Annotated in this window: 18 protein-coding genes and 1 riboswitch; of the genes, 10 read left to right on the top strand and 8 right to left on the bottom strand. The window is 67.4% G+C overall.

From position 1 onward, the window contains the following. Window positions 1-150: 150 nt before the first annotated feature. Window positions 151-3,075, bottom strand: a complete 2,925-nt coding sequence (gene uvrA / locus K3A84_RS06835; RefSeq protein WP_225008577.1) for an excinuclease ABC subunit UvrA — start codon at window positions 3,073-3,075, stop codon at window positions 151-153. A 307-nt stretch (window positions 3,076-3,382) separates the two neighbouring features. On the opposite strand from uvrA, the gene K3A84_RS06830 reads away from it, so the two are divergent. From K3A84_RS06830 to K3A84_RS06820, 3 genes are all read left to right on the top strand, one after another. After that, window positions 3,383-4,927 carry a M10 family metallopeptidase C-terminal domain-containing protein gene (locus K3A84_RS06830; protein ID WP_225008576.1) on the top strand — a complete coding sequence of 515 codons (1,545 nt, stop codon included), beginning with the start codon at window positions 3,383-3,385 and terminating at the stop codon, window positions 4,925-4,927. Between the two features lie 162 nt (window positions 4,928-5,089). Beyond that, window positions 5,090-7,777 carry a beta strand repeat-containing protein gene (locus K3A84_RS06825; RefSeq protein ID WP_225008575.1) on the top strand — a complete coding sequence of 896 codons (2,688 nt, stop codon included), beginning with the start codon at window positions 5,090-5,092 and terminating at the stop codon, window positions 7,775-7,777. Window positions 7,778-7,935: 158 nt separating this feature from the next. Further along, window positions 7,936-8,142, top strand: coding sequence for a hypothetical protein (locus K3A84_RS06820; protein ID WP_225008574.1), 207 nt, complete (start codon window positions 7,936-7,938; stop codon window positions 8,140-8,142). 6 nt (window positions 8,143-8,148) lie between these two features. On the opposite strand, the gene K3A84_RS06815 is transcribed toward K3A84_RS06820, so the two are convergent. The 4 genes from K3A84_RS06815 to K3A84_RS06800 form a co-directional block, all read right to left on the bottom strand. Continuing rightward, a complete protein-coding gene (locus K3A84_RS06815) occupies window positions 8,149-8,877 on the bottom strand; it encodes an ABC transporter ATP-binding protein (RefSeq protein ID WP_225008573.1) in 729 nt (242 codons plus the stop codon). Then, on the bottom strand, window positions 8,874-9,836 hold the full coding sequence (locus K3A84_RS06810) for a FecCD family ABC transporter permease (protein WP_225008900.1): 963 nt from the start codon (window positions 9,834-9,836) through the stop codon (window positions 8,874-8,876). Before K3A84_RS06810 ends, K3A84_RS06815 begins: the two co-directional genes overlap by 4 nt. Beyond that, on the bottom strand, window positions 9,836-10,687 hold the full coding sequence (locus tag K3A84_RS06805; RefSeq protein WP_225008572.1) for an ABC transporter substrate-binding protein: 852 nt from the start codon (window positions 10,685-10,687) through the stop codon (window positions 9,836-9,838). Before K3A84_RS06805 ends, K3A84_RS06810 begins: the two co-directional genes overlap by 1 nt. A 139-nt stretch (window positions 10,688-10,826) precedes the next feature. Then, the gene (locus K3A84_RS06800) at window positions 10,827-12,740 is read right to left on the bottom strand and encodes a TonB-dependent receptor plug domain-containing protein (protein WP_225008571.1); all 1,914 of its coding nucleotides are present in this window, start codon (window positions 12,738-12,740) and stop codon (window positions 10,827-10,829) included. Between the two features lie 110 nt (window positions 12,741-12,850). Next, window positions 12,851-13,047, bottom strand: a riboswitch (cobalamin riboswitch). 193 nt (window positions 13,048-13,240) lie between these two features. Between K3A84_RS06800 and K3A84_RS06795 the strand changes: the two genes are divergently transcribed. The 7 genes from K3A84_RS06795 (at window position 13,241) to K3A84_RS06765 (ending at window position 22,929) form a co-directional block, all read left to right on the top strand. After that, window positions 13,241-14,458 (top strand): cell wall hydrolase, encoded by a 1,218-nt coding sequence (locus K3A84_RS06795; RefSeq protein WP_225008570.1) that lies wholly within the window; start codon window positions 13,241-13,243, stop codon window positions 14,456-14,458. A gap of 166 nt (window positions 14,459-14,624) precedes the next feature. Beyond that, window positions 14,625-14,951: a hypothetical protein gene (locus tag K3A84_RS06790; RefSeq protein ID WP_225008569.1), complete on the top strand. Its 327-nt coding sequence runs from the start codon at window positions 14,625-14,627 to the stop codon at window positions 14,949-14,951. A gap of 258 nt (window positions 14,952-15,209) precedes the next feature. After that, complete coding sequence (gene mdh, locus K3A84_RS06785; RefSeq protein ID WP_225008568.1) at window positions 15,210-16,172, top strand: malate dehydrogenase; 963 nt, start codon at window positions 15,210-15,212, stop codon at window positions 16,170-16,172. A 257-nt stretch (window positions 16,173-16,429) separates the two neighbouring features. Continuing rightward, complete coding sequence (locus K3A84_RS06780; protein WP_225008567.1) at window positions 16,430-19,273, top strand: 2-oxoglutarate dehydrogenase E1 component; 2,844 nt, start codon at window positions 16,430-16,432, stop codon at window positions 19,271-19,273. 56 nt (window positions 19,274-19,329) lie between these two features. After that, the gene (gene odhB, locus K3A84_RS06775; RefSeq protein WP_225008566.1) at window positions 19,330-20,550 is read left to right on the top strand and encodes a 2-oxoglutarate dehydrogenase complex dihydrolipoyllysine-residue succinyltransferase; all 1,221 of its coding nucleotides are present in this window, start codon (window positions 19,330-19,332) and stop codon (window positions 20,548-20,550) included. Between the two features lie 155 nt (window positions 20,551-20,705). Continuing rightward, the gene (lpdA, locus tag K3A84_RS06770; RefSeq protein ID WP_225008565.1) at window positions 20,706-22,106 is read left to right on the top strand and encodes a dihydrolipoyl dehydrogenase; all 1,401 of its coding nucleotides are present in this window, start codon (window positions 20,706-20,708) and stop codon (window positions 22,104-22,106) included. Window positions 22,107-22,290: 184 nt separating this feature from the next. Continuing rightward, a complete protein-coding gene (locus tag K3A84_RS06765; RefSeq protein WP_225008564.1) occupies window positions 22,291-22,929 on the top strand; it encodes a trimeric intracellular cation channel family protein in 639 nt (212 codons plus the stop codon). An 87-nt stretch (window positions 22,930-23,016) separates the two neighbouring features. On the opposite strand, the gene K3A84_RS06760 is transcribed toward K3A84_RS06765, so the two are convergent. The 3 genes from K3A84_RS06760 to K3A84_RS06750 form a co-directional block, all read right to left on the bottom strand. Then, window positions 23,017-24,012 carry an NADPH:quinone oxidoreductase family protein gene (locus K3A84_RS06760; protein WP_225008563.1) on the bottom strand — a complete coding sequence of 332 codons (996 nt, stop codon included), beginning with the start codon at window positions 24,010-24,012 and terminating at the stop codon, window positions 23,017-23,019. 106 nt (window positions 24,013-24,118) lie between these two features. Beyond that, the gene (gene leuD / locus K3A84_RS06755) at window positions 24,119-24,721 is read right to left on the bottom strand and encodes a 3-isopropylmalate dehydratase small subunit (protein WP_225008562.1); all 603 of its coding nucleotides are present in this window, start codon (window positions 24,719-24,721) and stop codon (window positions 24,119-24,121) included. Between the two features lie 40 nt (window positions 24,722-24,761). Beyond that, window positions 24,762-24,926: a hypothetical protein gene (locus K3A84_RS06750; protein ID WP_225008561.1), complete on the bottom strand. Its 165-nt coding sequence runs from the start codon at window positions 24,924-24,926 to the stop codon at window positions 24,762-24,764. Window positions 24,927-24,961 lie beyond the last annotated feature (35 nt).

Raw genomic sequence — 24,961 nt, 5'->3', positions numbered from 1 at the left:
GGGCTTGGTCCCCCCGTGGGGACTGCCCCCGCGCGGATGCGCGCATGTCCCCCGTGCAAACCTACCAGCACGGTGCCGGGGTTCAAGTGACGGAACGCAGGTGCCCGCAGCGCCGTGCCTTGCCCCCTTCGCCGCGAAGGGGGCATTCGATCAGCGCGTCAGCAGCGGTTGCAGGTAGTGGCCGGTGAAGCTGCGCGGGTTCTGCGCCACCTGTTCGGGCGTGCCTTCGGCCACGAGTTCGCCGCCGCGCACGCCGCCTTCAGGCCCCATGTCGAGCAGCCAGTCGGCGGTCTTGATGACATCGAGGTTGTGTTCGATGACGACCACAGAATTGCCTTGGTCGACGAGGCGGTGCAGCACTTCCAGCAGCTTGCGCACGTCTTCGAAGTGAAGGCCGGTGGTCGGCTCGTCGAGGATGTAGAGCGTCTGGCCGGTTGAGCGGCGGGCGAGTTCCTTGGCCAGCTTCACCCGCTGCGCCTCGCCGCCGGACAGCGTGGTGGCCTGCTGGCCGACCTTGACGTAGCCGAGGCCCACTTCGTTGAGCATGTGCATCCGGTCGCGGATCGGGGGCACGGCCTTGAAGAACTCCTCGGCGTCCTCGATCGTCATGTCGAGCACATCGGCGATGGAGTGGCCCTTGAACTTCACTTCCAGCGTTTCGCGGTTGTAGCGCTTGCCGCCACACTCCTCGCAGGTGACATAGACGTCGGGCAGGAAATGCATCTCGATCTTGATCAGGCCATCGCCCTGGCACTTTTCGCAGCGACCGCCCTTGACGTTGAAACTGAAGCGCCCGGCCTTGTAACCACGCGCGGCGCTTTCGGGCAGGCCGGCAAACCAGTCACGGATCAAGGTGAAGGCGCCGGTGTAGGTGGCCGGGTTGGAGCGCGGGGTGCGGCCGATGGGCGACTGGTCGATCTCGATCACCTTGTCGCAGTGTTCAAGGCCCGTGATGCGATCGTGCGGCCCGGCGATCACGCGCGCGCCATTGAGCGCGCGCGCGGCCCCGGCGTGCAACGTGTCGATGGTGAAGCTCGACTTGCCCGAGCCGGAAACGCCGGTGACGCACGTGAAGGTGCCGAGCGGGATACTGGCCGTCACGTCCTTGAGGTTGTTGGCGCGCGCGCCTTCGACCGTCAGTTTCAGCCCGTTGCCCTTGCGACGCTGCTTGGGGACTTCAATGCGACGCGCGCCGGTAAGGTACTGCCCGGTCAGGCTGTCGGGGCTGGCGAGGATGTCGGCCAGCGTGCCCTGCGCGACGATCTCGCCGCCGTGGACGCCTGCGCCGGGGCCAAGATCGACCACGTAGTCGGCGGTCCGTATGGCGTCCTCATCATGCTCCACCACGATCACCGTGTTGCCAAGATCGCGCAGGCGCTTGAGCGTTTCGAGCAGGCGGTCGTTGTCGCGCTGGTGCAGGCCGATGCTGGGTTCGTCGAGCACGTAGAGCACGCCCGAAAGCCCGGAGCCTATTTGGCTGGCCAGCCGGATACGCTGCGATTCACCGCCCGAAAGCGTACCTGAAGTGCGGTCGAGGTTCAGGTAATCGAGACCGACATTGTTCAGGAATCCAAGGCGTTCGTTGATTTCCTTGAGAATGGCTTTCGCGATCTGGCTCTGCTGCGCGGTAAGCTGCTGATCAAGCGCGAGGAACCAGTCCACCGCCGCCGCGACCGACAGGCGGGTGACGCTGGAGATGTCGTGCCCTGCAACCTTGACGCTGAGCGCCTCGGGCTTGAGGCGCTTGCCTTCACAGGTTTCGCACGGCTGCGCGGTCTGGAACTTGGACAGTTCCTCGCGCATCCACGCAGACTCGGTCTGCAGCATGCGGCGATTGAGGTTGCCGATCACGCCCTCGAACGCCTTTTGCACGGTGTACGACTTCTTGCCGTCCACGAAGGTCAACGGCACGGCCTTGCCCGCGGTGCCGTAGAGGATGACGATCTTCACTTCAGGCGGCAGCTGATCCCACGGCGTGGTCAGGTCGAAGCCGAAGTGATCGGCAAGGCTGGAGAGCACCTGCATGTAATAGGGCGACGGCGGGTTGCTCTTTGCCCACGGCACGATCGCGCCCTGCTTGAGCGAGAGGTGTTCGTTGGGCACGACCAGCTGGGGATCGAACAGCAGCTTTTCACCGAGGCCGTCGCAGGCCGGGCACGCGCCCTGCGGGGCGTTGAACGAGAACAGGCGCGGTTCGAGCGCGTCGATGGTGAAGCCGCTGACCGGGCAGGCGAACTTTTCGGAAAAGACGATGCGGTTGGCGGGCAGGCCGGTCTTCTTCATGCCGGCCTTTTGGGCCCCCTTCCTGCCCTTGGTCTCGACCTCGACCTCGGCCTCTCGCCCCGGCACGACGCCATCGGCGAGGTCGACATAGGCGAGACCCTCGGCGAGCTTCAGTGCCTGTTCGAAGCTGTCGGCGAGGCGGGTCTGGATGCCGTCCTTCACCGCGATGCGGTCGACGACGACCTCGATGTCGTGCTTGAGCTTCTTGTCGAGCGCGGGGGCGTCCTCGATCGCCATCAGTTCGCCGTTGATGCGCACGCGGGTATAGCCCGCCTTCTGCCATTCGGCGAGTTCGCGGCGGTATTCGCCCTTGCGACCGCGCACGGCAGGCGCGAGCAGGTAGGCGCGCGTGCCTTCGGGCAGGGCCATGACGCGATCGACCATCTGGCTGACGGTCTGCGCACTGATCGGCTCGCCCGTGGCCGGGCTGTAGGGCGTGCCGACGCGCGCCCACAGCAGGCGCATGTAGTCGTAGATCTCGGTCACGGTGGCGACCGTGGAGCGCGGGTTGCGGCTGGTGGTCTTCTGTTCGATCGAGATCGCGGGGCTGAGGCCGTCGATGTGTTCGACATCGGGCTTCTGCATCATTTCAAGGAACTGGCGGGCGTAGGCCGACAGGCTTTCGACGTAGCGGCGCTGGCCTTCGGCATAGATCGTGTCGAACGCGAGGCTGGACTTGCCCGAGCCGGACAGGCCGGTGATGACGATCAGGCTGTCGCGGGGGAGATCGACGTCGATCCCCTTGAGGTTGTGCTCGCGCGCGCCGCGCACCGAAATGGTCGTGAGGGACATGAAGTGCCGTGTTCCATATTTGTTCGATTGAGGCAACGGGGTTTTGCCGGACACGCGAAGGCGAAGTCGCGATGTGGGGAGCAACCTGCACAGGGGCAAGGTGACGCGAAGGGAAGCGGCACAGCGGGGTTTCGTGCAATGCGCGCGGGTTTAGTTGATGAAGTGCATGCGCAGAGGGCAGATTGAACGGCCTCGCTTGCGCTCCGCCCCGTGCGCTTGGTCACAGCGCGTTTACCGGCCTTCGTCTAGCATTGGCGGGCATGGCGAGGCGGGGTAGTCTGGCGCATCGCAGGCGGGAGGGACGACGATGGATCTGGTGAGCGCGACACGGGCTGAGATCAACGCCGGGCTGCGCGCGCCGGGGGCGTCGCTGGGCGCGAACCAGTTGACCTTTTCGGTGGCAGTCGCGGATTCGAGCTGGGCCGGGTATGACGCCGGAAGCGAGCCGTTCACCGGCTATTCGGCGTTCGATGCCACGCAGGCGGCCAACTTCATCAAGGCGATCGCCGCGTGGGACGAGGTGATCAAGGCCAACTTCACCCAAGTGGTCGACGACGGCCAGACCAGCGGCGAAGTACGCGTGGCCTTTACCGATATCACCGATCCCGGCACGGCGGGCTACGCCTATCAGGGTGGCCCGCAGGCACCCGGCAGCGAAGTCGGCGACATCTGGATCGACAACGAATCGACCGGCGCGAGCATGGCGCCGGGCACTTACGACTTCGAGGTACTGATCCACGAGATCGGGCACACGCTGGGGCTGAAGCACCCGTTCGAGGGGACGCCGCTGCCAACGGGCTACGACGACGCGCAGTTCACCGTGATGAGCTATACCCACAACGCCACGCTGGTGACGGTGACGCTCGAGGGCAACAGCGTTTCGTCGAACTTCGAGACAGTGTCGGCCGTGACGCCGATGGTGCTCGACATCGCGGCGGCGCAGGCGATCTATGGTGTGGACACGACCACGCGCGCGAGCGCCACGACTTACACCTTCACCCAAGGGCAGGCGCAGGTCCAGACGATCTGGGATGCAGGCGGCAAGGACACCATCGACGTGTCCAACTTTACCCGCGCGTGCAACATCGACTTGCGCGCCGGAGCCTACAGCGACATCGGCGTGTGGACGCTCGACGATCAGGTCAGGTCGTTCAAGCCGGTGCGCCAGCCGGGCGAAAGCGACTTTTCATTCCAGAACCGGATGAGCACATACCAGTTCTTCGTCGATTTCGTGAACACCGACGTGAGGGATTCGATCCAGCAGAACGGGATCACTCCGTTCGAGTTTCGCAGCAATCTGGCGATCGCGCTTGGCGTGACGATCGAGAACGCGACCGGCGGCGCGGCGGCGGACACCATCAGCGGCAATGCCGTGGCCAACGTGCTGACCGGCGGCGCGGGCGCGGACGCGCTGTCGGGCCTTGGCGGCAACGACACACTGAGCGGCGGCACGGGCGGCGACAAGCTGAGCGGCGGCGCAGGCAATGACACCTTGCGCGGAGGCACGGGGCGCGACGTGCTGACCGGCGGCAGCGGCGTGGACAGCTTCGTGTTCGCCAGTGGCGAGAGCAGCCGGACGCATGCCAGCTCCGACCGGATCACCGACTTTTCGCACGCGCAGGGCGACCGCATCGACCTGTCGCGGATCGACGCCAGCAGCATGACGACGGGCAACCAGGCCTTCGCCTTCATCGGCAACGCCGCCTTCGACAAGGTGGCCGGGCAGCTGCATGTCATTACCGATGGCGGCAACACGTATGTCGAGGGCGACACCAACGGCGACGGGCTGGCCGACTTCGCCATCCGGCTGGACGGCGCGGTATCGCTGATGGCGGGCGACTTCGTGCTCTAGCCGTCCACCGCCGCTATTGTGCATGTGCTCTTGCCTTTGCGGAATAGGTGCAGCAAATCAGGCCGATAAGCCCTTCGCACCGACGCGGGGCGGCGACGTGTGCAGCATGTCGCAGCGGGATCGCGCTCCAGCCACCTTGCCGAACCGGGGACCAGACCGACCATGGCCATCTTCACCGTCCGCACCAACAACGTGCCCATCGATTTCGACGACCTCGATCTCAACTGGTACTGGCGCAACAGCACCGATTCCGACCTCACCAACGGTGACAACTTCGTCTACGAGGGCGTCACCTATCAGGACACGGCCTATATCACCGCCGCGCAGGGGGGCGATAATGGCGAAATCTATGTGGGTGGCTACGGGCTGACGTCCAATGGTTCCGGGCTGACCGGGGGCACCATCACCGGCCTGCTCGAATATGGCAATGGCGACTTGCTCTACACCATTCAGGGCGTGAGCATTGCTGCAACGTCACTGCAGGCCGCGCTGCAATCGTCAAGCGGCGTGGATGATCGCGCGCTGCTGGAACGGGCCTTTGCAGGCAACGACGAGATCTACACATCCGACGCGGCCGACCGCGTCTATGGCTTTGCAGGCAACGACTATATCGTCACCAATGGCGGCGATGACTACCTGAGCGGCGGCGCGGGCAACGACGAGTTGCTGGGTGGCAACGGCATCGACACCATGGTGGGCGGCACCGGCGACGACTGGTACCAGATCACCACCAGCGCCGACGTGGTGACCGAGGCATCGGGCGAAGGCAACGACCGCGCGCTGACGCAGGTCAGCTATACCCTCGCGGCCAATGTCGAGGAACTGTTCCTGCTCGACGTCGGTGGCACCATCGATGGCACCGGCAACGAGCTTGCCAACCTGATCGTCGGCAACAAGAGCGCCAACGTGCTGCGCGGGCTGGGTGGCGACGACAGCTTCTTCGCCAACAGCGCGGGCGACACGTTCATCGGCGGCACTGGCAACGATACCTACAACGTCAACTTCACCGCAACGACCGTGGTGGAGAACACAGGCGAAGGCACCGACCTGGTCAAGGCGGGCATCACCTATGCCCTGACCGACAATGTCGAGAACCTAGAGCTGACCGGCACGAGCGCGATCGACGCGACCGGCAACGCCGGGGGCAACCGCATTACCGGCAATGCCGCGGCCAACACGATCGCGGGCCTTGGCGGTGCGGACGTGCTGATCGGCCTTGGCGGGGACGATACCTTCCGTCCGGGCACGGGCGACGACAGCGTGGATGGCGGCGACGGGTTCGACACCGTGACGTATGCCGGGGACGCCACCGGCTCGATCGCATACTTTGGCAGCGCCGCCAGCGGGGCGGACCGGCTCGACAACATCGAGCAGGTGATCGGTTCGAACAAGGGCGATGCCTTTTATGGCAACGATTCCGTCAACACCATCCTGGGCAAGGCGGGCGACGACCGCATCGAAGGCCGGGGCGGCGACGACGTGCTGTCGGGCGGCGCGGGCAACGATACGATCCTGGCGGGCACCGGCAACGACAAGGTCGAGGACACGGGTTCGGATTCGGGCGGCAGCGACGACATCGACCTGGGCGATGGCAACGACACCGCCATGCTGACGCTGAAGACCGGCAACGTGCTGCAGGTGAAGGGGGGCAAGGGCTATGACACGATCACCGTGACGGGCCTCGCCGGTGCCAACGGGCTGGCGCATATCGAGACCGACGACGAGGCGAGCAATCCCTACGTCGGCAACGGCGCCAAGGTCGTGCTGGCCGTCGACAACGCGGTGGTGATCGGCGGCGCGAGCCAGGACACAGTGGTCTCCACGCTGGTCAAGGGCGGCGTGCAGACCTTCACGCTGGGCGATGGCAGCGACACGATCCGGCTGGGCGGTGCAGGCGCGGGCAAGGCACAGGTGACGGTGACCGACTTTGCCGCAGGCGCGGGCGGCGACGTGTTCGCGCTGGACGACCTGATCGCACGGATGACGGGCCTCGTCCCGCTGTCCAACCCGTTCGGCGACGGGCACCTGCGGCTTGTGGCCGAAGGCGGCGACACGCTGATCCAGATGGACCGCGACGGCTATGCCGGGAACACCTACGACTTCGAGACGGTGGCGCGGCTGGAAGGGCTGTTCCCCGCCGTACTCACCGCCGACAACTTCGGCGGCTATACGCCGAGCTATTCGTGGGTCTATTTCGGCACGGCGGCAGGCGAGACGCTGACCGGCACCGAACATGACGACACGATCATCGGCTTTGCCGGAAACGACACGATCAAGGGACTGGCGGGCAACGACACGCTCGACGGCGGCGATGGCGACGACACTATCCTCGGCGACGACGGGGCCGACGTGCTGAAGGGCGGCGCGGGCGCGGACATCCTGCGTGCAGGCGCATCGGCCGACACGCTGAACGGCGGCGCTGGCGACGATCGCCTCTATGGCGATGGCGGCACCGATCGCCTGATCGGCGACGCCGGCAACGACGCGCTGCGCGGCGGGACCGGGCTCGACACGTTGACCGGGGGCACGGGCGCCGACAGCTTCGTCTATGCCACGGGCGAGACGGGCAAGACCCGCGCCACGGCCGATCGCATCACCGATTTTTCCCATGCGCAGGCCGACCGCATCGACCTGTCGCTGATCGATGCGAACACCAAGGCTGCCGCCACGGGCAACCAGGCCTTCGCCTTCATCGGCACCGCGGCGTTCACCAAGGCGGGGCAGGTCCACTACGTGCAGAACGGTGGCTACACTTACGTGGAAGCCGAAACCAACGGCGATGGCGTGGCCGACCTCGTCATTCGCCTGAACGGTACGCTCGACCTGGTGGCGGGCGACTTCGTGCTGTGATCGCAGGCAACCGGGGACGGGCCTTGCGCCCTTCTCCGGTTGCACGGTCCTTGCGCTGGCAGCTTTTGCCGGGGCGAATGTCGTGTGCGTACAAGCATGAGGGCCCGCAGGCATGGTAAGAAACCTTCCAACACGGAATTGATGGAAGGAATCGTGTCGTGACCCTGGACCTGATCCGGGAGCGGAAAGACGAAGTGGCGCACCCTGCCCCACCGGCGGTGCATCTGTTCGGCGCCATTCCCCACGATCCCCCGTGCAGCAATCCTGCCATGCGCCGCAGCGAGCGCGACCACTTCGCCGCGCATTTCGTCCAGAATTTCGCGGCAGCGCTGACCGAGGCGAAAATGGAGCCGCTGGTCGGCTGATCCGCTTCAGATCAGTGCCAGCGCGCGCGCGCCGGGCTCGCCATGCCAGCGCGCCCGCACCTGCCAGACTTGCGCGATGCAAGCCTTGGTCAGCGCGGCGTGGGGCGGGCCATCGGCCACCAGTTGCCCCTTGCGCAGCACCAGCACGCGATCGGCGTGATTCATCGCCAGCGCAAGATCATGGACCACCACCACCACGCCAGCGCCGCGCCGCGCCAGATCACGCAAGCGGACGAGCAGCGCCTGCTGGTGCGCCAGGTCGAGCGCGGCGAGCGGTTCGTCGGCCAGCACCCAGTCGGGCTGCCCCGCCAGCACCCGCGCCAGCAGCGCGCGCGCGCGCTCTCCGCCCGACAGTTGCGCGACCGGACGACCGGCCAGAGCGTCGAGATCGAGCGCGGTGAGCGCGGCATCGACGATGCTGGCGTTTTCGGCTGGGCCGGTATCGTGCGGCAGGCGCCCGAGCCCGGCCAGCGTGAGCACCGACACGTTCCACGCGACTTCACCCGCTTGCGGCAGATAGCCGATGCGCCGCGCCCGTTCGCGCGGGGGCATGGTGGCGAGCGGCGCGTCATCGAGCGCGACCGGACCCGGCGAGAGCCCGGCGAGTGCCGACAGCAGCGTGGATTTGCCTGCGCCGTTGGGGCCCAGGATCGCCGTCACTTCGCCCCGATGCAATGCCACGGAAACGTCGGACAGGCGGCCCGGCACGGTGAGGTTGCGCGCGGCCAGCGTCATGCGAGATCCCGCCGCATCTGCAGCAACAGGCGCAGGAAGAAGGGCGCGCCCGCAAGGCTGAGCGCGATGCCGAGGCGCAGTTCGCCGCCGGGTAGCGGGACGACGCGGCACAGGCAATCGGCCACGAGCAGCAGCAGCGCGCCCGCAAGCGCACTCGGCAGCAGCAGTGCCGACGGGCGCTGGTCGGTGAAGGGGCGTACCATGTGCGGCACGATCAGCCCGACGAAGCCAATGATCCCGGCCACCGCCACGCCCGCACCGACCACGCAGCCGACGCCTGCCACCATCAGCCATTGCAGGCGCACCGGATCGACGCCCAGCGAGCGCGCCGCCGCCTCGCCCAGCGTCAGCGCATCGAGCGCGCGACCGGTGCGGACAAGCAGCAGGAGCCCGAGCAGCGTCGGCGGCGCGGCCACGGCAACGTCCTGCCAGCCGCGATCGGCGAGCGCGCCCATCAGCCAGGTGACGATCTCGGACAGGGCAAAGGGGTTGGGCGAAAGGCTGATGGCAAGGCTGGTGAGCGCGCCCGCAAGGCTGGCAATCATCATGCCCGCAAGCGTGAACAGTGCCAGGCCCCCGGTCCGCCCCGCGATCAGCGCCAGCAGCGCCATGGCAAGCGCCCCGCCGGTCAGCGCGAACACGGGCAGCGCAAAAGGCTGCACCGCATAGCCGGTGTAGAACGACAGCACCGCGCCCAGTGCCGCCATCGGAGCGACGCCGAACAGGCCCGGATCGGCCAGCGGATTGCGCAAGTAGCCCTGCATCGCCGCGCCCGCCGCGCCAAGTCCGCCGCCGACGATCAGCGCCAGCACCGCGCGCGGCGCGCGCAGTTCCATCAGGATCGGCACGGCGTTGCGCACGGGTGTGCCGAACGGGCTGATCCACACCTGCCCCGCCAGCAGCGAAAACGGCAGCGCCAGCGCCAGCAGCGCCGCGAGCAGGAGGACGGGCCGGGTCATCATCGCGCTGCCCGCACGGGCGTGCCGGTTCGGGCGAGGAGCGCGCGGCGCACTTCGGCAAGGCGCGCGGCGGCGCGGATGATAGTGGGGCCGCCGCAATAGAGCAGGTTGGGCGCGAAGGCGGCGCGCGTGGTGCCCGACAGGCTGCGCAGCGCCGGATGCGCCAGAGCGCGGTCATCCTCTGCCCGGGCGCCTTCGCTGGCGCTGGCCAGCAGGATCACGCGCGGCGGATCGGCCAGCATCCGTTCGAGCGGCAGGCGATCGGCCTGGTTCATGCCGCGCAAGGCGCTGAAATTGGCAAAGCCGGTATGCGTCAGCAGGTCGGAGGCAAGGGTATCGGCCCCCGGCACGATCCCGCCCGATTGCCACAGCACGGCGGAAATCGGCGCGGCATTGGCTGGCGGGGCCGCGGCCGCCAGCGCCGCGTCGATACGGGCGACGAGCGCCTCGCCACGATCGGGATGCCCGGCGACCCTGGCCAGCGCGCGCACCTGCGCGCGTGCCTGGTCGAGCGTGGCGGCCATGCCCGAGGTCTCCAGCCGCAAGCCGAGCCGGGCATAGGCCTGCGCCGTGGCGGGCGCGACGAAGGTGCTGTCGACCACCACGTCGGGCCGTAGCGCCAGCACTTCCTCGACCGTGCCGCGCGTGGTGCCGAAGCGGCGCGCTAAGCGTACGTCCATGCTGCTGGACCGGGGATCGCGGCTGTAGGGGGACAGCGCGAGGATCTGCGCGGGATCGGCGACTTCGGCCAGGATCGCGTCGGCGCAGGGGTTGAGGCTGACGATCGTGGGATGCACCTGCGGCGCAGGCGGTTCGTCGGCATGGCTGGCCGGGATGCAGGCGGTAAGCATCAGGCACCCGAGGGCCGTCGTTGCGCGCAGCACCATGCCCCGGCCCCCTCCCCGCAAGCGGAGCGGGGGAACACCCCTCGCCCTCGTGGCCCCCTCCGCTAGCGCGGAGAGGGTCGGGGCTGGGGATGGCAGAAACGCCTTAATACTTCACCCGCACGCCCGCGAAGGCGGTACGGCCCCAGGTATTGTATCCGGCCACCGTGGGCACATAGCTGTCGAACAGGTTCTCGACGCGGCCATAGACTTCCACCCGCGCGGTCACCGGCAGGCTGGCGCGCAGATCGGCGATCACGCCGCCGGGCAGGCGCGTGAAGTTGCCGGCATCGTTCCAGCTTTCCGACCGGAAACGCGTGTCCGCGCCCAGCGCGAGCCCGGCGAGCGGCGTGGTCCAGTCGATCGAGGTGGTGACGGTCGCCCACGGGCGGCGCGGCAGTTCGTTGCCATAGGTGTAGCCGCCGACGTTGCGGTCACGCGTGCGCAGCAGGCTTGCGTTGATGCGCACGGCCAGCGTCTCCACCGGGTGCGCCGCGAATTCAAGCTCCACCCCTTCGGCCCTGGTGCGACCGGCGTTGTAGTAGTAGCCGCCAAAGCCGAAGCCCGCCAGATTGGCCGCATCGCACAACGTGCCGGTCAGCCCGTAACAGCTGAAGAAGTCGACAAGGTCGCGGCTGTCGCGGCGGAACGCGGTTACGGCAGCGAAGGTCTTGGCGCGGTCGCCCCATTCGACACCCGCCTCGTAGCTGCGGCTGCGTTCGGGGGCGAGCGCCTTGGCGCCAAGCGTGACATAGGCGGCATTGCCATAAGTGGGATCGTAGAGTTCGAACAGCGTCGGGGCGCGGAAGCCTTCGCCATAGCTGGCGCGCAGACGCAGCGCCTTGCCCACGCGCAGGCTGCCGTTGGCGCCGAAGCTCCAGTTGTGTCCATAAGTGTTATGATCGTCGTAGCGCAGGCCCGCAGCGATCTGCGCACGCTCGCCATACCAGCCGAGCAGGGCATGGCCACTCCACAGGCGGCTGCGCGGCGAGGCTTCGCCTTCGCGCGGCAGGCGCTGCAATTCGCGGTCGGTGCCGAAATCCAGCGCGAAGTTCTGCGGCAGGCGCAGGCGTCCGGTCAGTTCCGCCCGCTCGCTGCGACCGGCATAGCCGTATTCGAGGAGGTCGGCGGGACTGCCATCGTAGGTATCGCGGCGCGTGTCCGAAATCGCATAACCGGCATCAAGATCGAGCGCGCTGGAACGATAGCTGAGACCGCTGCGCGCGCTGAACTGGCGGGTGATCTGGTATTCGGCGGTATCGCCAAAGGTGTAGAACGGCGGCGCGTAGCCGTCGATCTCGGTGCGGCTGCGCGCATAGCGGGCAGTGGCGAGGACGTTCAGGCCGGGCGCGACTTCGAACCGGCCGCGTCCGCCGACGCGCCACTGGTCGTAGCCATCAGCCTCGGTGCCGTCGCGCGCCGCCGAAACGCCGTCGGTGCGGTCATAGCCGCCGGTCACGCTGATCGCGCCACGATCGCCCGCAAGGCCCGCGACGGCGCTGCCCGAGAAGGTGTTGTACGATCCGCCTTCGGCGTTGGCTTCAACGCCGTTGAATTCGCGCGTGGTCACCGCCAGCACGCCGCCGATCGCCTCGGACCCCCAGACCACCGAATTGGAGCCACGCAGCAGTTCGACGCGGCCGATCCCGCCAGTCTGCAGCGTGGCGAAATCGTTGGCACCCTTGGGCGAGGACACATCGTTCAGCCGCACGCCATCGACCAGCACCAGCACGTGTTCGGAATTGGCACCGCGCACGAACAGGCTGGTCTGCGCGCCAAGCCCGCCGGTGCGCGCCAGGCTGACGCCGGGAAGCTGTTCGATCACGCGCACGAGATCGGGACCTTGCAGGCGATCGAGATCGGCGGCGGTGACGACGGCAATGGCCTGGCCGGTCTGGTCGATGGCGGTCTCGCTGCCCGTGGCCAGAACGGTGATGGGCGCGCCGTCCTCTTCGGCGTGGACGGCGGGCGCCGCGGCGGCCGCAAGCATGAAGGAAAGGGCGATGAACGACGAACGCATGTCTGTACTCCCGGCCCATGAACGATCTTGCCGTTCATGGCGGGAGATGCGCGGGGCCATCCTGGGCACGCACCATCCTCGCATACGCCCGGTACACCCCGCCCGGCCGCGGAACGACCACACACCGGCAGGTTTCCTGGCTCGCCCGGGTCATCGCATTCCGTCTGCCTTCCCGGTTTCCCAGTGGCGCGTGGACGGTCCGCTCGTCGGGCACAGTTGCGGGGGCAGCTCCGGCTGGCCTTGCGCGCAAGGCTTCCGGATTCCCTCTTAGCCCCGTCTCCGGGGCGCCGGTGGCGTCGGGACGGGCCGTTAGCGGGGATTGCCCTTGCGGGCAAGGGCCGCCGCGTGCGCAGAGGGCGGCAGTGCGCCGGTTAACCCGGCAGAAGGGGGCCGTGCCGTATCGGGACGGGTGAACATGGGATGCGGCGGCGGGCGCGGTTTTGCGCTACGGCGTTTCCGGACGGAGTTGCCCACCTTATCGACGCCATGGCCCACGCCCCTTGCCCCTGACGATCGCCTATCGCCCGGTGATCCTGCCGCCGCACGCGGTGCCCGCGCCCGTCCTGGTGCTGGGGACCGACGAGGCGCGTCCGCGCGACTTCACCGCGCGCATCCGGCAGAAGGACATGGTCTCGGTCCGCCGGTCCTTGCGCCGCCCTTCGCAGCTGCGCCAGCGGGTGGCGGGCGTGGTGGCCGTCGGCCTTGGCGCGGCGCTGCTGGGCAGCATGGGCTGGGGCGATCCGCAAGGGATGCGCGTGGCGCAGGCGCAAGCGGGATTGCAGCCCTTCGAACGGCCCGGAGAGAGCTTTCCGGGATCGGCGTTCTACTATCTGAGCCCCGAGGATTCGGGCCTGCTTTCGCCCGACAGCGCGGCTGCGGCCTGGGCGGCGCGGCGCGACGACGCAGATGCTTCCTCGCCCGCTGGTCCCGCCGCGCGGCCCCTGATCGCGCGCGGCAGCGGCGAGGACCGCTGGCGCGCGCTGCAATGCCTGACCGCCGCGGTCTATTACGAAGCCGCGAGCGAGCCGGACGCCGGGCAGCGCGCGGTGGCGCAAGTCGTGCTCAACCGCGTGGCGCACCCGGCCTATCCACACACGGTCTGCGGCGTGGTCTACCAGGGTTCGGAGCGGCCCGGCTGCCAGTTCAGCTTCGCCTGCGACGGATCGCTGGCGCGCAGGCCCGTGGCGCAGTTCTGGGATCGCGCGCGGCGCGTCGCCGCCGATGCGCTGGCGGGCGTGGTCTATGCGCCGGTGGGCCTTGCCACGCACTACCACACCTGGGCGGTGCATCCCGGCTGGGCCGACAAGCTGAGCTTCGTCGGCGCGATCGGCGCGCACCGCTTCTATCGCTGGGGCGGCAGCGCGGGACGGCCCGCGGCGTTCAGCGCGGTCTATCTGGGCGGCGAGCCGATGGCCGCACCGCACCCGCGCAGCTGGACGCCGGCGCCCGCCGACATCGCCGATCCGGTCGCGCTGGAGCGCGCGTTCGAGGAAGGGCGGCTGGCGGCGCTGCGGACGCAAGGGGCGAGCGCGACGGCGGCGACGGGGGCTGCATTCGGCCAGCAGCCCCTGCCCCATGCGACCGCGCCGGCCTATGCGCCCGAGGTGGAGCAACGCGGCGGCGATGCCGTGTTCCGGGGCGATGCCCTGCCGCAAGGGGGCGCGGTCAACCCGGCTTACGAAAACGCGGGCAAATGGATCGCCAGACCGGGCGCATAGATCTGATTTGCAACGGTTCGTCCTGAGCGCGATGCAGGATGGAGGGTTATCGCTTCCTTTACCTTGTGGACCAACCGAGTGTTCATGCAGCCTTCGCTAAGGCCTTGTGCGGAGGATGACGTCGGTGCCGCGCGCGGAACCGGCGACTGCGATGGAGACACGTCACATGCTGCGCTTTGCCCCCCGCTACGGGATCGTCTCTCCCTGCCTCGTCCGCCCCAGCCGCAGCCTGCTGCCCGCCGGGCCGACCCACCCGGCCAACGACAACGATCCCGATCCTGCAAAGGCGTTCGATCCCGAAGCCCTGCTCGACGCAGCCTTGCGCATGTTCGCGGCGCACGGTCTGTCGGCGGCGGAACGGGCGTGCGAAGCAGCGGAGATCGCGCGACGCTGCGGCGATGCCGACTCGGTGGCCTGGTGGCTGGAAGTGTGCCGCACGCTCGACCGGCGCAAGGCGCGCGAGGCCAGCCGCCGCTTCGCGCGCGAGGCCTGACACAGCCCCGCACGGGCTGCGGAGATTGGCCCGACGCGGCGTGCGAAGCCGCGTTCCCTCAAGTATATTGCTATTGCGAACTGTTATCACAAAAACCCCGAAAACAAGGGTTTTTGCGGCTTGCTTTCGCCTGAGGAGGGGCCTAGGGCGCGTGCCAGCCGCCAGGACCCTTCCCGTCACGCGGGGCGCGGGAGGACCGGATAACGGCGGAAGCCTGACCTCTTGTCCCGCGTCTTTCGGGAAAGGACCGAAAAGCTCATGGCTCGCAAGAAGATTGCCCTGATCGGCGCCGGTAACATCGGCGGCACGCTGGCTCACCTCGCCGCTCAGAAGGAACTCGGTGACATCGTCCTGTTCGACGTTGTCGAAGGCGTGCCCCAGGGCAAGGCGCTCGACCTGTCGCAGTGCGGCCCGGTCGAAGGCTTCGACGCCAAGATCACCGGCAGCAACGACTATGCCGACATCGCGGGCGCGGACGTCATCATCGTCACCGCCGGTGTTGCCCGCAAGCCCGGCATGAGCCGCGACGACCTGCTCGGCATCAACCTCAAGGTGATGAAGGCCGTCGGCGAAGGCATCCGCGACAACGCGCCTGACGCCTTCGTGATCTGCATCACCAACCCGCTCGACGCGATGGTCTGGGCGCTGCGCGAATTTTCGGGTCTGCCGCACAACAAGGTCGTCGGCATGGCCGGCGTGCTCGATTCGGCGCGCTTCAGCCACTTCATCGCGGACGAGTTCAACGTCTCGGTCAAGGACGTGAACACTTTCGTGCTCGGCGGCCACGGCGACACGATGGTGCCGGTGACGCGCTATTCGACCGTCAACGGCATCCCCGTTCCCGACCTCGTCAAGATGGGCCTGTCGACGCAGGAGCGCATCGACGCGATCGTGCAGCGCACCCGTTCGGGCGGCGGCGAGATCGTCGCGCTGCTCAAGACCGGCTCGGCATATTATGCGCCCGCCACGTCGGGCATCGCCATGGCCGAAGCCTACCTGCGCGACCAGAAGCGCATCCTGCCCTGCGCCGCCTATGTCGATGGCCAGTACGGCGTTGACGGCCTCTATGTCGGCGTGCCGGTGATGATCGGCGCGAACGGCGTGGAAAAGGTCATCGAGATCGAACTGGACGACGCCGACAAGGCGGGGCTGCAGGTCTCGGTCGACGCGGTTAAGGAACTGCTCGTCGCGTGCAAGGGCATCGACCCCTCGCTGGCGTGATGATGGATGCGGGGCGGCGCTGCGCGCGTCGCCCCGCGCCTCCTTCTGCCGGTCGGCCTTGCGCCTCCGGCAAACTACCTAGAGGCTCGCTTGGCGGGCCTTTGCACCAAAGCCCTAGGACGCGTGATCGCACCGGGGCGAATGGTTGACGATTTGGGCGGAACGTATCGCCCGCAGGAAAGTACCTGACGCGGCGCGCACCCTGCGCCCGCGCAGATCCGAAGCCCCACCCTCCCCGGGGGCAGCAGGAGTGACAAATGGGTCAGGAAGTGCACGAGTTCGACGCCGATCTGCTTCAGGAAGCCCCGCAGGCCGGGCCTTCGTGGAAGTCCAAGCGCTGGCCGATCATGGATGCCGCCGCTGGCGATGACCTGACCCAGGCGCTCGATCCGATGGCGCTCAAGCTCGAGATCGCCAAGGCCGCCAAGAAGGGCGGCGGTGCGCCCGCTCTGGACGAGGCCGCGCTGGAAAAGGCGGCGATGGATTCGATCCGCGCGATGCTGCTGGTGCGCACCTATCGCGTGCGCGGCCACCTTGCCGCCGATCTCGATCCGCTGGGCCTTGCCCGGCAGGACCTGCCCGCCGACCTTTCGCCCGCCTATCACGGCTTCCTGCCCGCCGACCTCGACCGCAAGGTGTTCATGGGCGGCGTGCTGGGCCTGACCTGGGCCACGGTGCGCGAAGTCGAAGCGATCCTGCGCAAGAACTATTGCGGCAAGGTCGGCTTCGAATACATGCACATCGCCGACGTGGAGGAGCGTCGCTTCATCCAGGACCGCATCGAAGGCGGCGACAAGTCGATCGACTTCACCCCCAACGGCAAGAAGGCGATCCTCGCCGCCGTGGTGCGCGGCGAGCAGTACGAGAAGTTCCTCGGCAAGAAGTACGTCGGCACCAAGCGCTTCGGCCTGGATGGCGGTGAATCGATGATCCCGGCGCTGGAAGCCGTGATCAAGTACGGCGGCCAGCTCGGCGTGCGCGAGATCATCTACGGCATGGCCCACCGTGGCCGCCTGAACGTGCTCGCCAACGTGCTGGCCAAGCCCTATCGCGTGATCTTCCACGAATTTTCGGGCGGCACTGCGAACCCCGAAGACGTCGGTGGTTCGGGCGACGTGAAGTACCACCTCGGCACATCCACCGACCGCGAGTTCGACGGGATCAAGGTTCACATGAGCCTTCAGCCCAACCCCTCACACCTCGAAACCGTCGATCCGGTGGTTCTGGGCAAGGCACGCGCGCAGCAGGCGTTCCGCGACGATCTGGGCGAAGGCAAGCACAAGCAGGTGCTGCCCGTGCTGATCCACGGCGACGCGGCGTTCGCAGGGCAAGGCATCGTCTGGGAATGCTTCGGCTTCTCGGGCGTGAAGGGCTACAACACCGGCGGTTGCCTGCACTTCATCATCAACAACCAGATCGGCTTTACCACCAGCCCGCAGTTCAGCCGCGGCTCTCCGTACCCGTCGGACGTTGCCAAGGGCGTGCAGGCCCCCATCATCCATGTCAACGGCGACGACCCCGAAGCCGTGACCTTCGCCTGCAAGCTGGCGATCGACTATCGCCAGAAGTTCGGTCGCGACATCGTGGTCGACATGTGGTGCTATCGCCGCTTCGGCCACAACGAAGGCGACGAGCCGGGCTTCACCCAGCCGCTGATGTACGCCAAGATCCGCCAGCACCCGGCGGTCTCGTCGATCTATGCCGAGCGCCTGACCGCGCAAGGCGTGATCGACAAGAACACCAAGGGCGAGATCGAGGACCACTTCGTCGCCACGCTGGAAAGCGAGTTCGAGGCGGCCAAGAGCTACAAGGCGAACGAGGCCGACTGGTTCGGCGGTCGCTGGTCGGGGCTGAACAAGCCCGCCGACCCGGTGACCGCGCGCCGCAACGTTTCGACCGGCATCGACGCCAAGCTGTTCGACAGCCTGGGCCGCGTGCTGACGACCGTTCCCGAAGGCCTGACCATCCACAAGACGTTGGGCCGCGTGCTCGACGCCAAGCGCGAGATGTTCACCAGCGGCGTCGGCTTCGACTGGGCCACCGGCGAAGCGCTCGCCTATGGCAGCCTCGTCACCGAAGGCTTCAACGTGCGCCTGTCGGGCCAGGATTCGGGCCGCGGCACGTTCAGCCAGCGCCACTCGGTGTGGGTCGACCAGACCGACGAGCACAAGTACGTGCCGCTGACGACGCTGCCGCACGGCCGCTTCGAGGTGCATGACAGCCCGCTGTCGGAATATGGCGTGCTGGGCTTCGAATACGGCTATGCCAGCGCCGACCCCAAGACGCTGGTGCTGTGGGAAGCGCAGTTCGGCGACTTCGCCAACGGCGCGCAGATCGTGATGGACCAGTACATTGCCGCGTCCGAAGCCAAGTGGCTGCGCGCCAATGGTCTCGTCATGCTGCTGCCGCACGGCTATGAAGGCCAGGGGCCGGAGCATTCCTCGGCACGCCTGGAGCGTTACCTGCAGCTTTGCGCCGAAGACAACATCCAGGTGTGCAACATCACCACGCCGGCCAACTACTTTCACGTGCTACGCCGCCAGATGCACCGGCCCTTCCGCAAGCCGCTGGTGATCATGACGCCCAAGAGCCTGCTGCGCCACCCGCTGGCAAAGTCGGTGCGCGAGGACTTCATCGGCGAGGGGCACTTCATGCGCATCCTGTCCGACACCAACGGCGCGTCGGATCAGGACACCCGCAAGGTGGTGCTGTGCAGCGGCAAGGTCGCCTACGACCTGATCGAAGCGCGCGATGCGGCGGAAGCCAAGGACGTGCAGATCATCCGTCTCGAACAGCTCTACCCCTTCCCCGGCGAGCCGCTGGCGCTGCGCTTCTCGCGCATGCCCAACCTCGAAGAGGTGGTGTGGTGCCAGGAAGAGCCGAAGAACAACGGTTCGTGGTTCTTCGTCGAGCCGCTCATTGAGGAATCGCTGAAAGCCGCCAAGGCCAAGGTCGCGCGTGCTCGCTATGCCGGTCGCGCCGCTGCCGCCTCGCCGGCGACGGGCCTCGCCAAGCGCCATGCCGCCGAACAGGCCGCGCTGGTGGCCGATGCGCTCTCGCTTTCGGTGCGCGGCGAAATCCGTCGCAAGCAGAAGGCCTGAGGCCCGCCGCCGCTCTTTGACCAGACACCAGAATTCTCCCCAAGGAAACGCAAGTCATGTCCATCGAAGTCAAGGTTCCGACGCTGGGTGAAAGCGTCAGCGAAGCGACGGTCGGCCAGTGGCTCAAGAAGCCCGGCGAAGCGGTGGCGCTCGACGAGCCCATCTGCAGCCTCGAAACCGACAAGGTCGCGGTCGACGTGCCCGCCCCCGCCGCTGGCGTGATGGGCAACTACATCGCGCAGGAAGGCGACACCGTTTCGGTCGGCGCGCTGCTCGGCACGATCGAGGACGGCGTGGCCGCTGCGGGCGGCGCGGCGCCGGTTGCGCGGACCGAGGCCCCGGTGCCTCCCGCGTCCGACACGATCGCGCCCAAGGGCGACGATGCAGCGGTGCTTTCGCCCGCCGTGCGCCGCGCGGTGCTGGAACACGGGATCGACCCGTCGAGCGTCAAGGGCACCGGCAAGGATGGCCGCCTGACCAAGGAAGACGTGCTGGCAGCGGCCGTTGCCAAGCAGGCGGCACCCGCTCCGGTGGTGACGGCGGCTGCGCCGGTGGTTGCCGCAGCGCCGGTTGCCGGTCGCAACGAGGAACGCGTCAAGATGACGCGCCTGCGCCAGACCATCGCCAAGCGCCTGAAGAGCGCGCAGGAAACCGCCGCGCTGCTGACCACGTTCAACGACGTGGACATGACCGCCGTCATGGAAGCGCGCGCGAAGTACAAGGACGTGTTCGAAAAGAAGCACGGCGTGAAGCTTGGCCTCATGTCGTTCTTCGCCAAGGCTTCGGTGCTGGCGCTGAAGGACATTCCCTCGGTCAACGCGCAGATCCAGGGCGAAGAGATCGTCTACTTCGACTACGTCGACATCTCGGTCGCGGTCTCCGCGCCGAACGGCCTTGTCGTGCCGGTGGTCCGCGATGTGGACAAGATGAGCTTCGCCGACATCGAGAAGGCCATCGCGAACTACGGCAAAAAGGCGCGTGACGGCGCGCTGACCATGGCCGACATGGCGGGTGGCACCTTCACCATCTCGAACGGCGGCGTGTTCGGCGGCCTGATGTCGACTCCGATCATCAACCCGCCGCAGTCGGCCGTGCTCGGCCTGCACCGCATCGAGGACCGCCCGGTCGTTCGCAACGGCGAGATCGTGATCCGCCCGATGATGTACATCGCGCTGAGCTACGATCACCGCCTGATCGACGGTCGCGAGGCGGTGACCGCCTTGAAGACGATCAAGGAAGCGATCGAGGATCCGACGCGCCTGCTGATCGACATGTGATCCGACTGGCCAGCAATGCCCCGTCATTCCCGCGAAGGCGGGAGCCGTGGGGCGGCGCTGGACCGGGTTTCCGCCTTCGCGGGAATGACGAAGGTAGGTAATGTTTCGCGCGCGCCGACTTGTTAGGAAGGGCGTGCGCAATGGAGGCCAAGACCATGGCTGATTACGATTACGACGTCCTTGTCATCGGTGCCGGCCCCGGCGGCTATGTCGCGGCGATCCGCGCGGCGCAGCTGGGCCTCAAGACCGCCTGCGCCGAAGGGCGCGAAACGCTGGGCGGCACCTGCCTCAACGTCGGCTGCATTCCGAGCAAGGCACTGCTGCACGGCTCGGAAAAGTTCGACGAAGCGAAGAACGGCACCTTCGCGACGTATGGCATCAAGACCGGCGAGGTCACGCTCGATCTCGACGCGATGCTGGCGCAGAAGGCGGATTCGGTAAAGGGCCTGACCGGCGGCATCGAGTTCCTGTTCAAGAAGAACAAGGTGACGTGGCTCAAGGGCTACGCCAGCTTCGAGGACGCGCACACCGTCACCGTCAATGGCGAGAAGGTCACCGCGAAGAACGTCGTGATCGCCACGGGTTCGAGCGTTACCCCGCTGCCGGGCGTGACCGTCGACAACGATGCGGGCGTGATCGTGGATTCGACCGGCGCGCTGTCGCTGAAGAAGGTGCCCGACCACCTCGTCGTGATCGGCGGCGGCGTGATCGGGCTGGAGCTGGGTTCGGTGTGGCGTCGCCTCGGCGCAAAGGTCACCGTGGTCGAGTTCCTCGATCAGCTGCTGCCCGGCATGGACGGCGATGTCCGCAAGGAAGCCGCCAAGATCTTCAAGAAGCAGGGCATGGAGCTGAAGCTCGGCACCAAGGTGACGGGCGTTGCCGTGAATGGCAGCAAGGCGACCCTTACCGTCGAACCGGCCAAGGGCGGTGAGGCGGCGACGATCGAAGCCGACTGCGTGCTGGTGGCCATTGGCCGCCGACCGAACGTCGATGGCCTCGGCCTCGACAAGATCGGGCTGGAGCTGAACGCGCGCGGCCAGATCGAAACCGACCACGACTTCGCCACCAGGATCGACGGCGTGTGGGCCGTGGGCGACGTGATCCCCGGCCCGATGCTGGCGCACAAGGCCGAGGACGAAGGCATCGCCGTGGCCGAGAACATCGCCGGCCTCACCGGCATCGTGAACCACGACGTGATCCCCGGCGTGGTCTACACCATGCCCGAATTCGCGGGCGTGGGCCTGACCGAGGAAGCCGCGAAGGAAAAGGGCGAGATCAAGGTCTCGAAGTTCCCGATGCTCGCCAACAGCCGCGCCAAGACCAACCACGAGCCCGACGGCTTCGTGAAGGTGATCGCGGATGCCAAGACCGACCGCGTGCTGGGCGTGTGGGCAATCGCCAGCGTTGCCGGCACGATGATCGCCGAGGCCGCGCTCGCCATGGAATTCGGCGCCACCAGCGAAGACATCGCCTATACCTGCCACGCGCATCCGACCCATTCGGAAGCGCTGAAGGAAGCCGCGATGGGCGTGACGGGCAAGCCGATCCACATCTGATCGCCTTCACCGGCACAGACGCAAGGGGCCGCGCGGGGAGACCGGCGCGGCCCTTTGGCTTTTCGGGGTAGACGCGGCGGCCCACCCCGCTTGCGGGAGGGGTTCGGGGAGGGCATTTTCGCACATCCCGGTTGCGCCTGAAACGACAGGTGCCCTCGCCCGACCAGACTGCTATCAGGACACCATGCCTTCGCCGTTGCTCCCTGCCCCCTCGCTTCCCGCCATCGTCGGCGTGCTGGACCTTGCAGGGATCGCCGTGTTTGCGCTGAGCGGTGCTTTGCTCGCTGCGCGGATGCGCCAGACGCTCGTCACGATGACCTTCTTTGCGCTGGTGACGGGGGTCGGCGGCGGATCGATCCGTGACCTGCTGATCGGCGCGCCGGTGTTCTGGGTGCGCGATCCCGCCGTGGCGCCGGTATGCCTCGGCGTGGCGCTGGTGACGTGGTTCACGCCGCATCGCTGGTGGGATCGGCCCGTGCTGGAATGGGCCGATGCGGTCGGCCTTGGCGCCTATGCGGTGCTGGGCACGGCCAAGGCGCTGGCCTATGGCGTCGCGCCCGTGCCGGCCATGCTGATGGGCGTGATCACCGGCTGCGTCGGCGGGATCATTCGCGACGTGCTGGCCGGGCGTCCGTCGATCCTAATGCGGCCGGAGCTTTACGTGACCGCTGCGGCGCTGTCGTCGGTGCTGTGCGCGGGCGGCAAGGCGCTGGCCCTGCCCGATGCGCCGGTATGGACGGTGGCGGCGCTGGCAGGCTTCGCGCTGCGCGGCGCGGCGATCCACTGGCGGCTGGGCCTGCCCACGTACGACAGCCGGAACTGAGCGCCCCTTCAACCACCGCCTGCGGTTGCACCGGAAGACGTCCACGGGGTGCAGGGGTGGTAAACCCCTGCCTTCCTCTTCTTTCGCTTACATCGTCACCACGACCTTGCCGACCGCAAGCCGGTTTTCGAGCATGGCGATGGCATCGCCGCCCTGCGCCAGCGGGAAGCGGGCCGAGACGCGCGGGCGGATCTTGCCCGCCTTGACCATGTCGAACAGCTGCGCGACTTCGGCCTTGAACTTTTCCGGCTCGCGCGCGGTCCAGGCGCCCCAGAACACGCCGCGCACGTCGCAGGCCTTGAGCAAGGTGAGGTTGAGCGGCAGCTTGGCGATGCCCGCGGTGAAGCCGACGACGAGGAAGCGGCCTTCCCACGCGATCGCGCGCACGGCGGGTTCGGAGTAGTCCCCGCCGATCACGTCGTAGACGATGTCCGCGCCGTTGGGGCCACAAGCGGCCTTGAACGCTTCGGCCAGAGCCTTGGACTGCGCCTTGTCGAGCGGCGCGCGCGGGTAGATCACCACTTCGTCGGCGCCCGCTTCGCGCGCGATCTGGCCCTTTTCCTCGGTCGAGACGGCAGCGACGACGCGCGCGCCGAACGCCTTGGACAGCTCGATCGCCGCAAGGCCGATGCCACCTGCCGCGCCCAGCACCAGCACGGTATCGCCCGCCTTGATCTGGCCGCGATCGACGAGGCCGTGGATGTTGGTGCCATAGGTCATCAGCAGCGAAGCGCCGGTTTCGAAATCGACGCCTTCGGGCAGCGCGAACAGGCGGGCCGGATCGGCCACGACCTTTTCGCGCAAGCCCCCGTTGCCGACCATGGCGATCACGCGGTCGCCGACCTTCCACTGAGTGACGCCCTCGCCCACGGAGTCGATCACGCCTGCGAGTTCACCGCCCGGCGAGAACGGACGCGCGGGCTTGAACTGGTAGAGATCGCGGATCATCAGCGTGTCGGGGAAGTTGATCGAGCACGCCTTGACCGCGACGATCACCTGGCCGGGCCCGGCAACGGGGTCGGGCAGATCGTCGAGGACGAGCGTTTCGGGTCCGCCCACGGCGTGGGTCTGCAAGGCCTTCATGAATCTGTTCTCCCGCACATCGGTTGCAGGCGCGTCGGTGCGCCCCGGTTCGCCGATCAGAAAAGCAAGATTCGCCCGCGAAGGGAAGCGGTATTTAATTGCGCGGTTAAGCAGCCGTCGCCGTGCCGTGGGTGAGGAAGCTGCGCTCGCCCGCGAGCTTCTGCTCGTAGCTGGAAATCGCGACGTCCCGCGCCAGCGTCAGGCCCACTTCGTCGAGACCGTTGAGCAGGCAGTGCTTGCGGAAGGCGTCGATCTCGAAGGTGAAGCGATCCTGGAACGGGGTGGTCACCGTCTGCGCTTCAAGGTCGATGTGGATCGGATCGGTCTTCGCCACTTCGACCAGCCGATCGACCGCTTCCTGCGGCAGAATGACGGTGAGGATGCCGTTCTTGAAGGCGTTCCCTGAAAAGATATCGGAGAACGAGGGCGCGATGACCGCCTTGATGCCCATGTCGCCCAGCGCCCAGGCGGCGTGTTCGCGGCTGGAGCCGCAGCCGAAGTTGTCGCCCGCGACGAGGATCGGCGAGCCGGCATATTCGGGACTGTCGAACAGGTTATCCGGATCCTTGCGGATCGCTTCGAACGCGCCCTTGCCCAACCCTTCGCGGCTGATCGTCTTCAGCCAGTGCGCGGGGATGATGACGTCGGTATCGACGTTCTTGAGGCCGAACGGATAGGCGCGGCCTTCGATCTGGTTCACGGGGTCCATGGCGCTTCGCTATAATCGCGGCGAAGCGCCATGCAAGAGGTCAGTCGGTTTCGGGCGTGTCGACCGGGGGAGCCTTGGAGGCCGCCTTTTCGACGCGTTCCTTGCGACGCGAGGCGTAGAGCAACGCCGCCGCAATGGCCGCCGAGCCGATCGCCGCACCCGCCATCGCCGCCTTGCCGGTCCAGTTGTCGCTCTTCTTGGTCACGCAACGCTCCTTGAGTGTTAGGCCCGCCATGTTCG

It is taken from the genome of Novosphingobium percolationis (genome assembly GCF_020179425.1).
GTDB lineage: Bacteria > Pseudomonadota > Alphaproteobacteria > Sphingomonadales > Sphingomonadaceae > Novosphingobium > Novosphingobium percolationis.
This window is presented reverse-complemented; position numbering and strand designations above follow the sequence as displayed.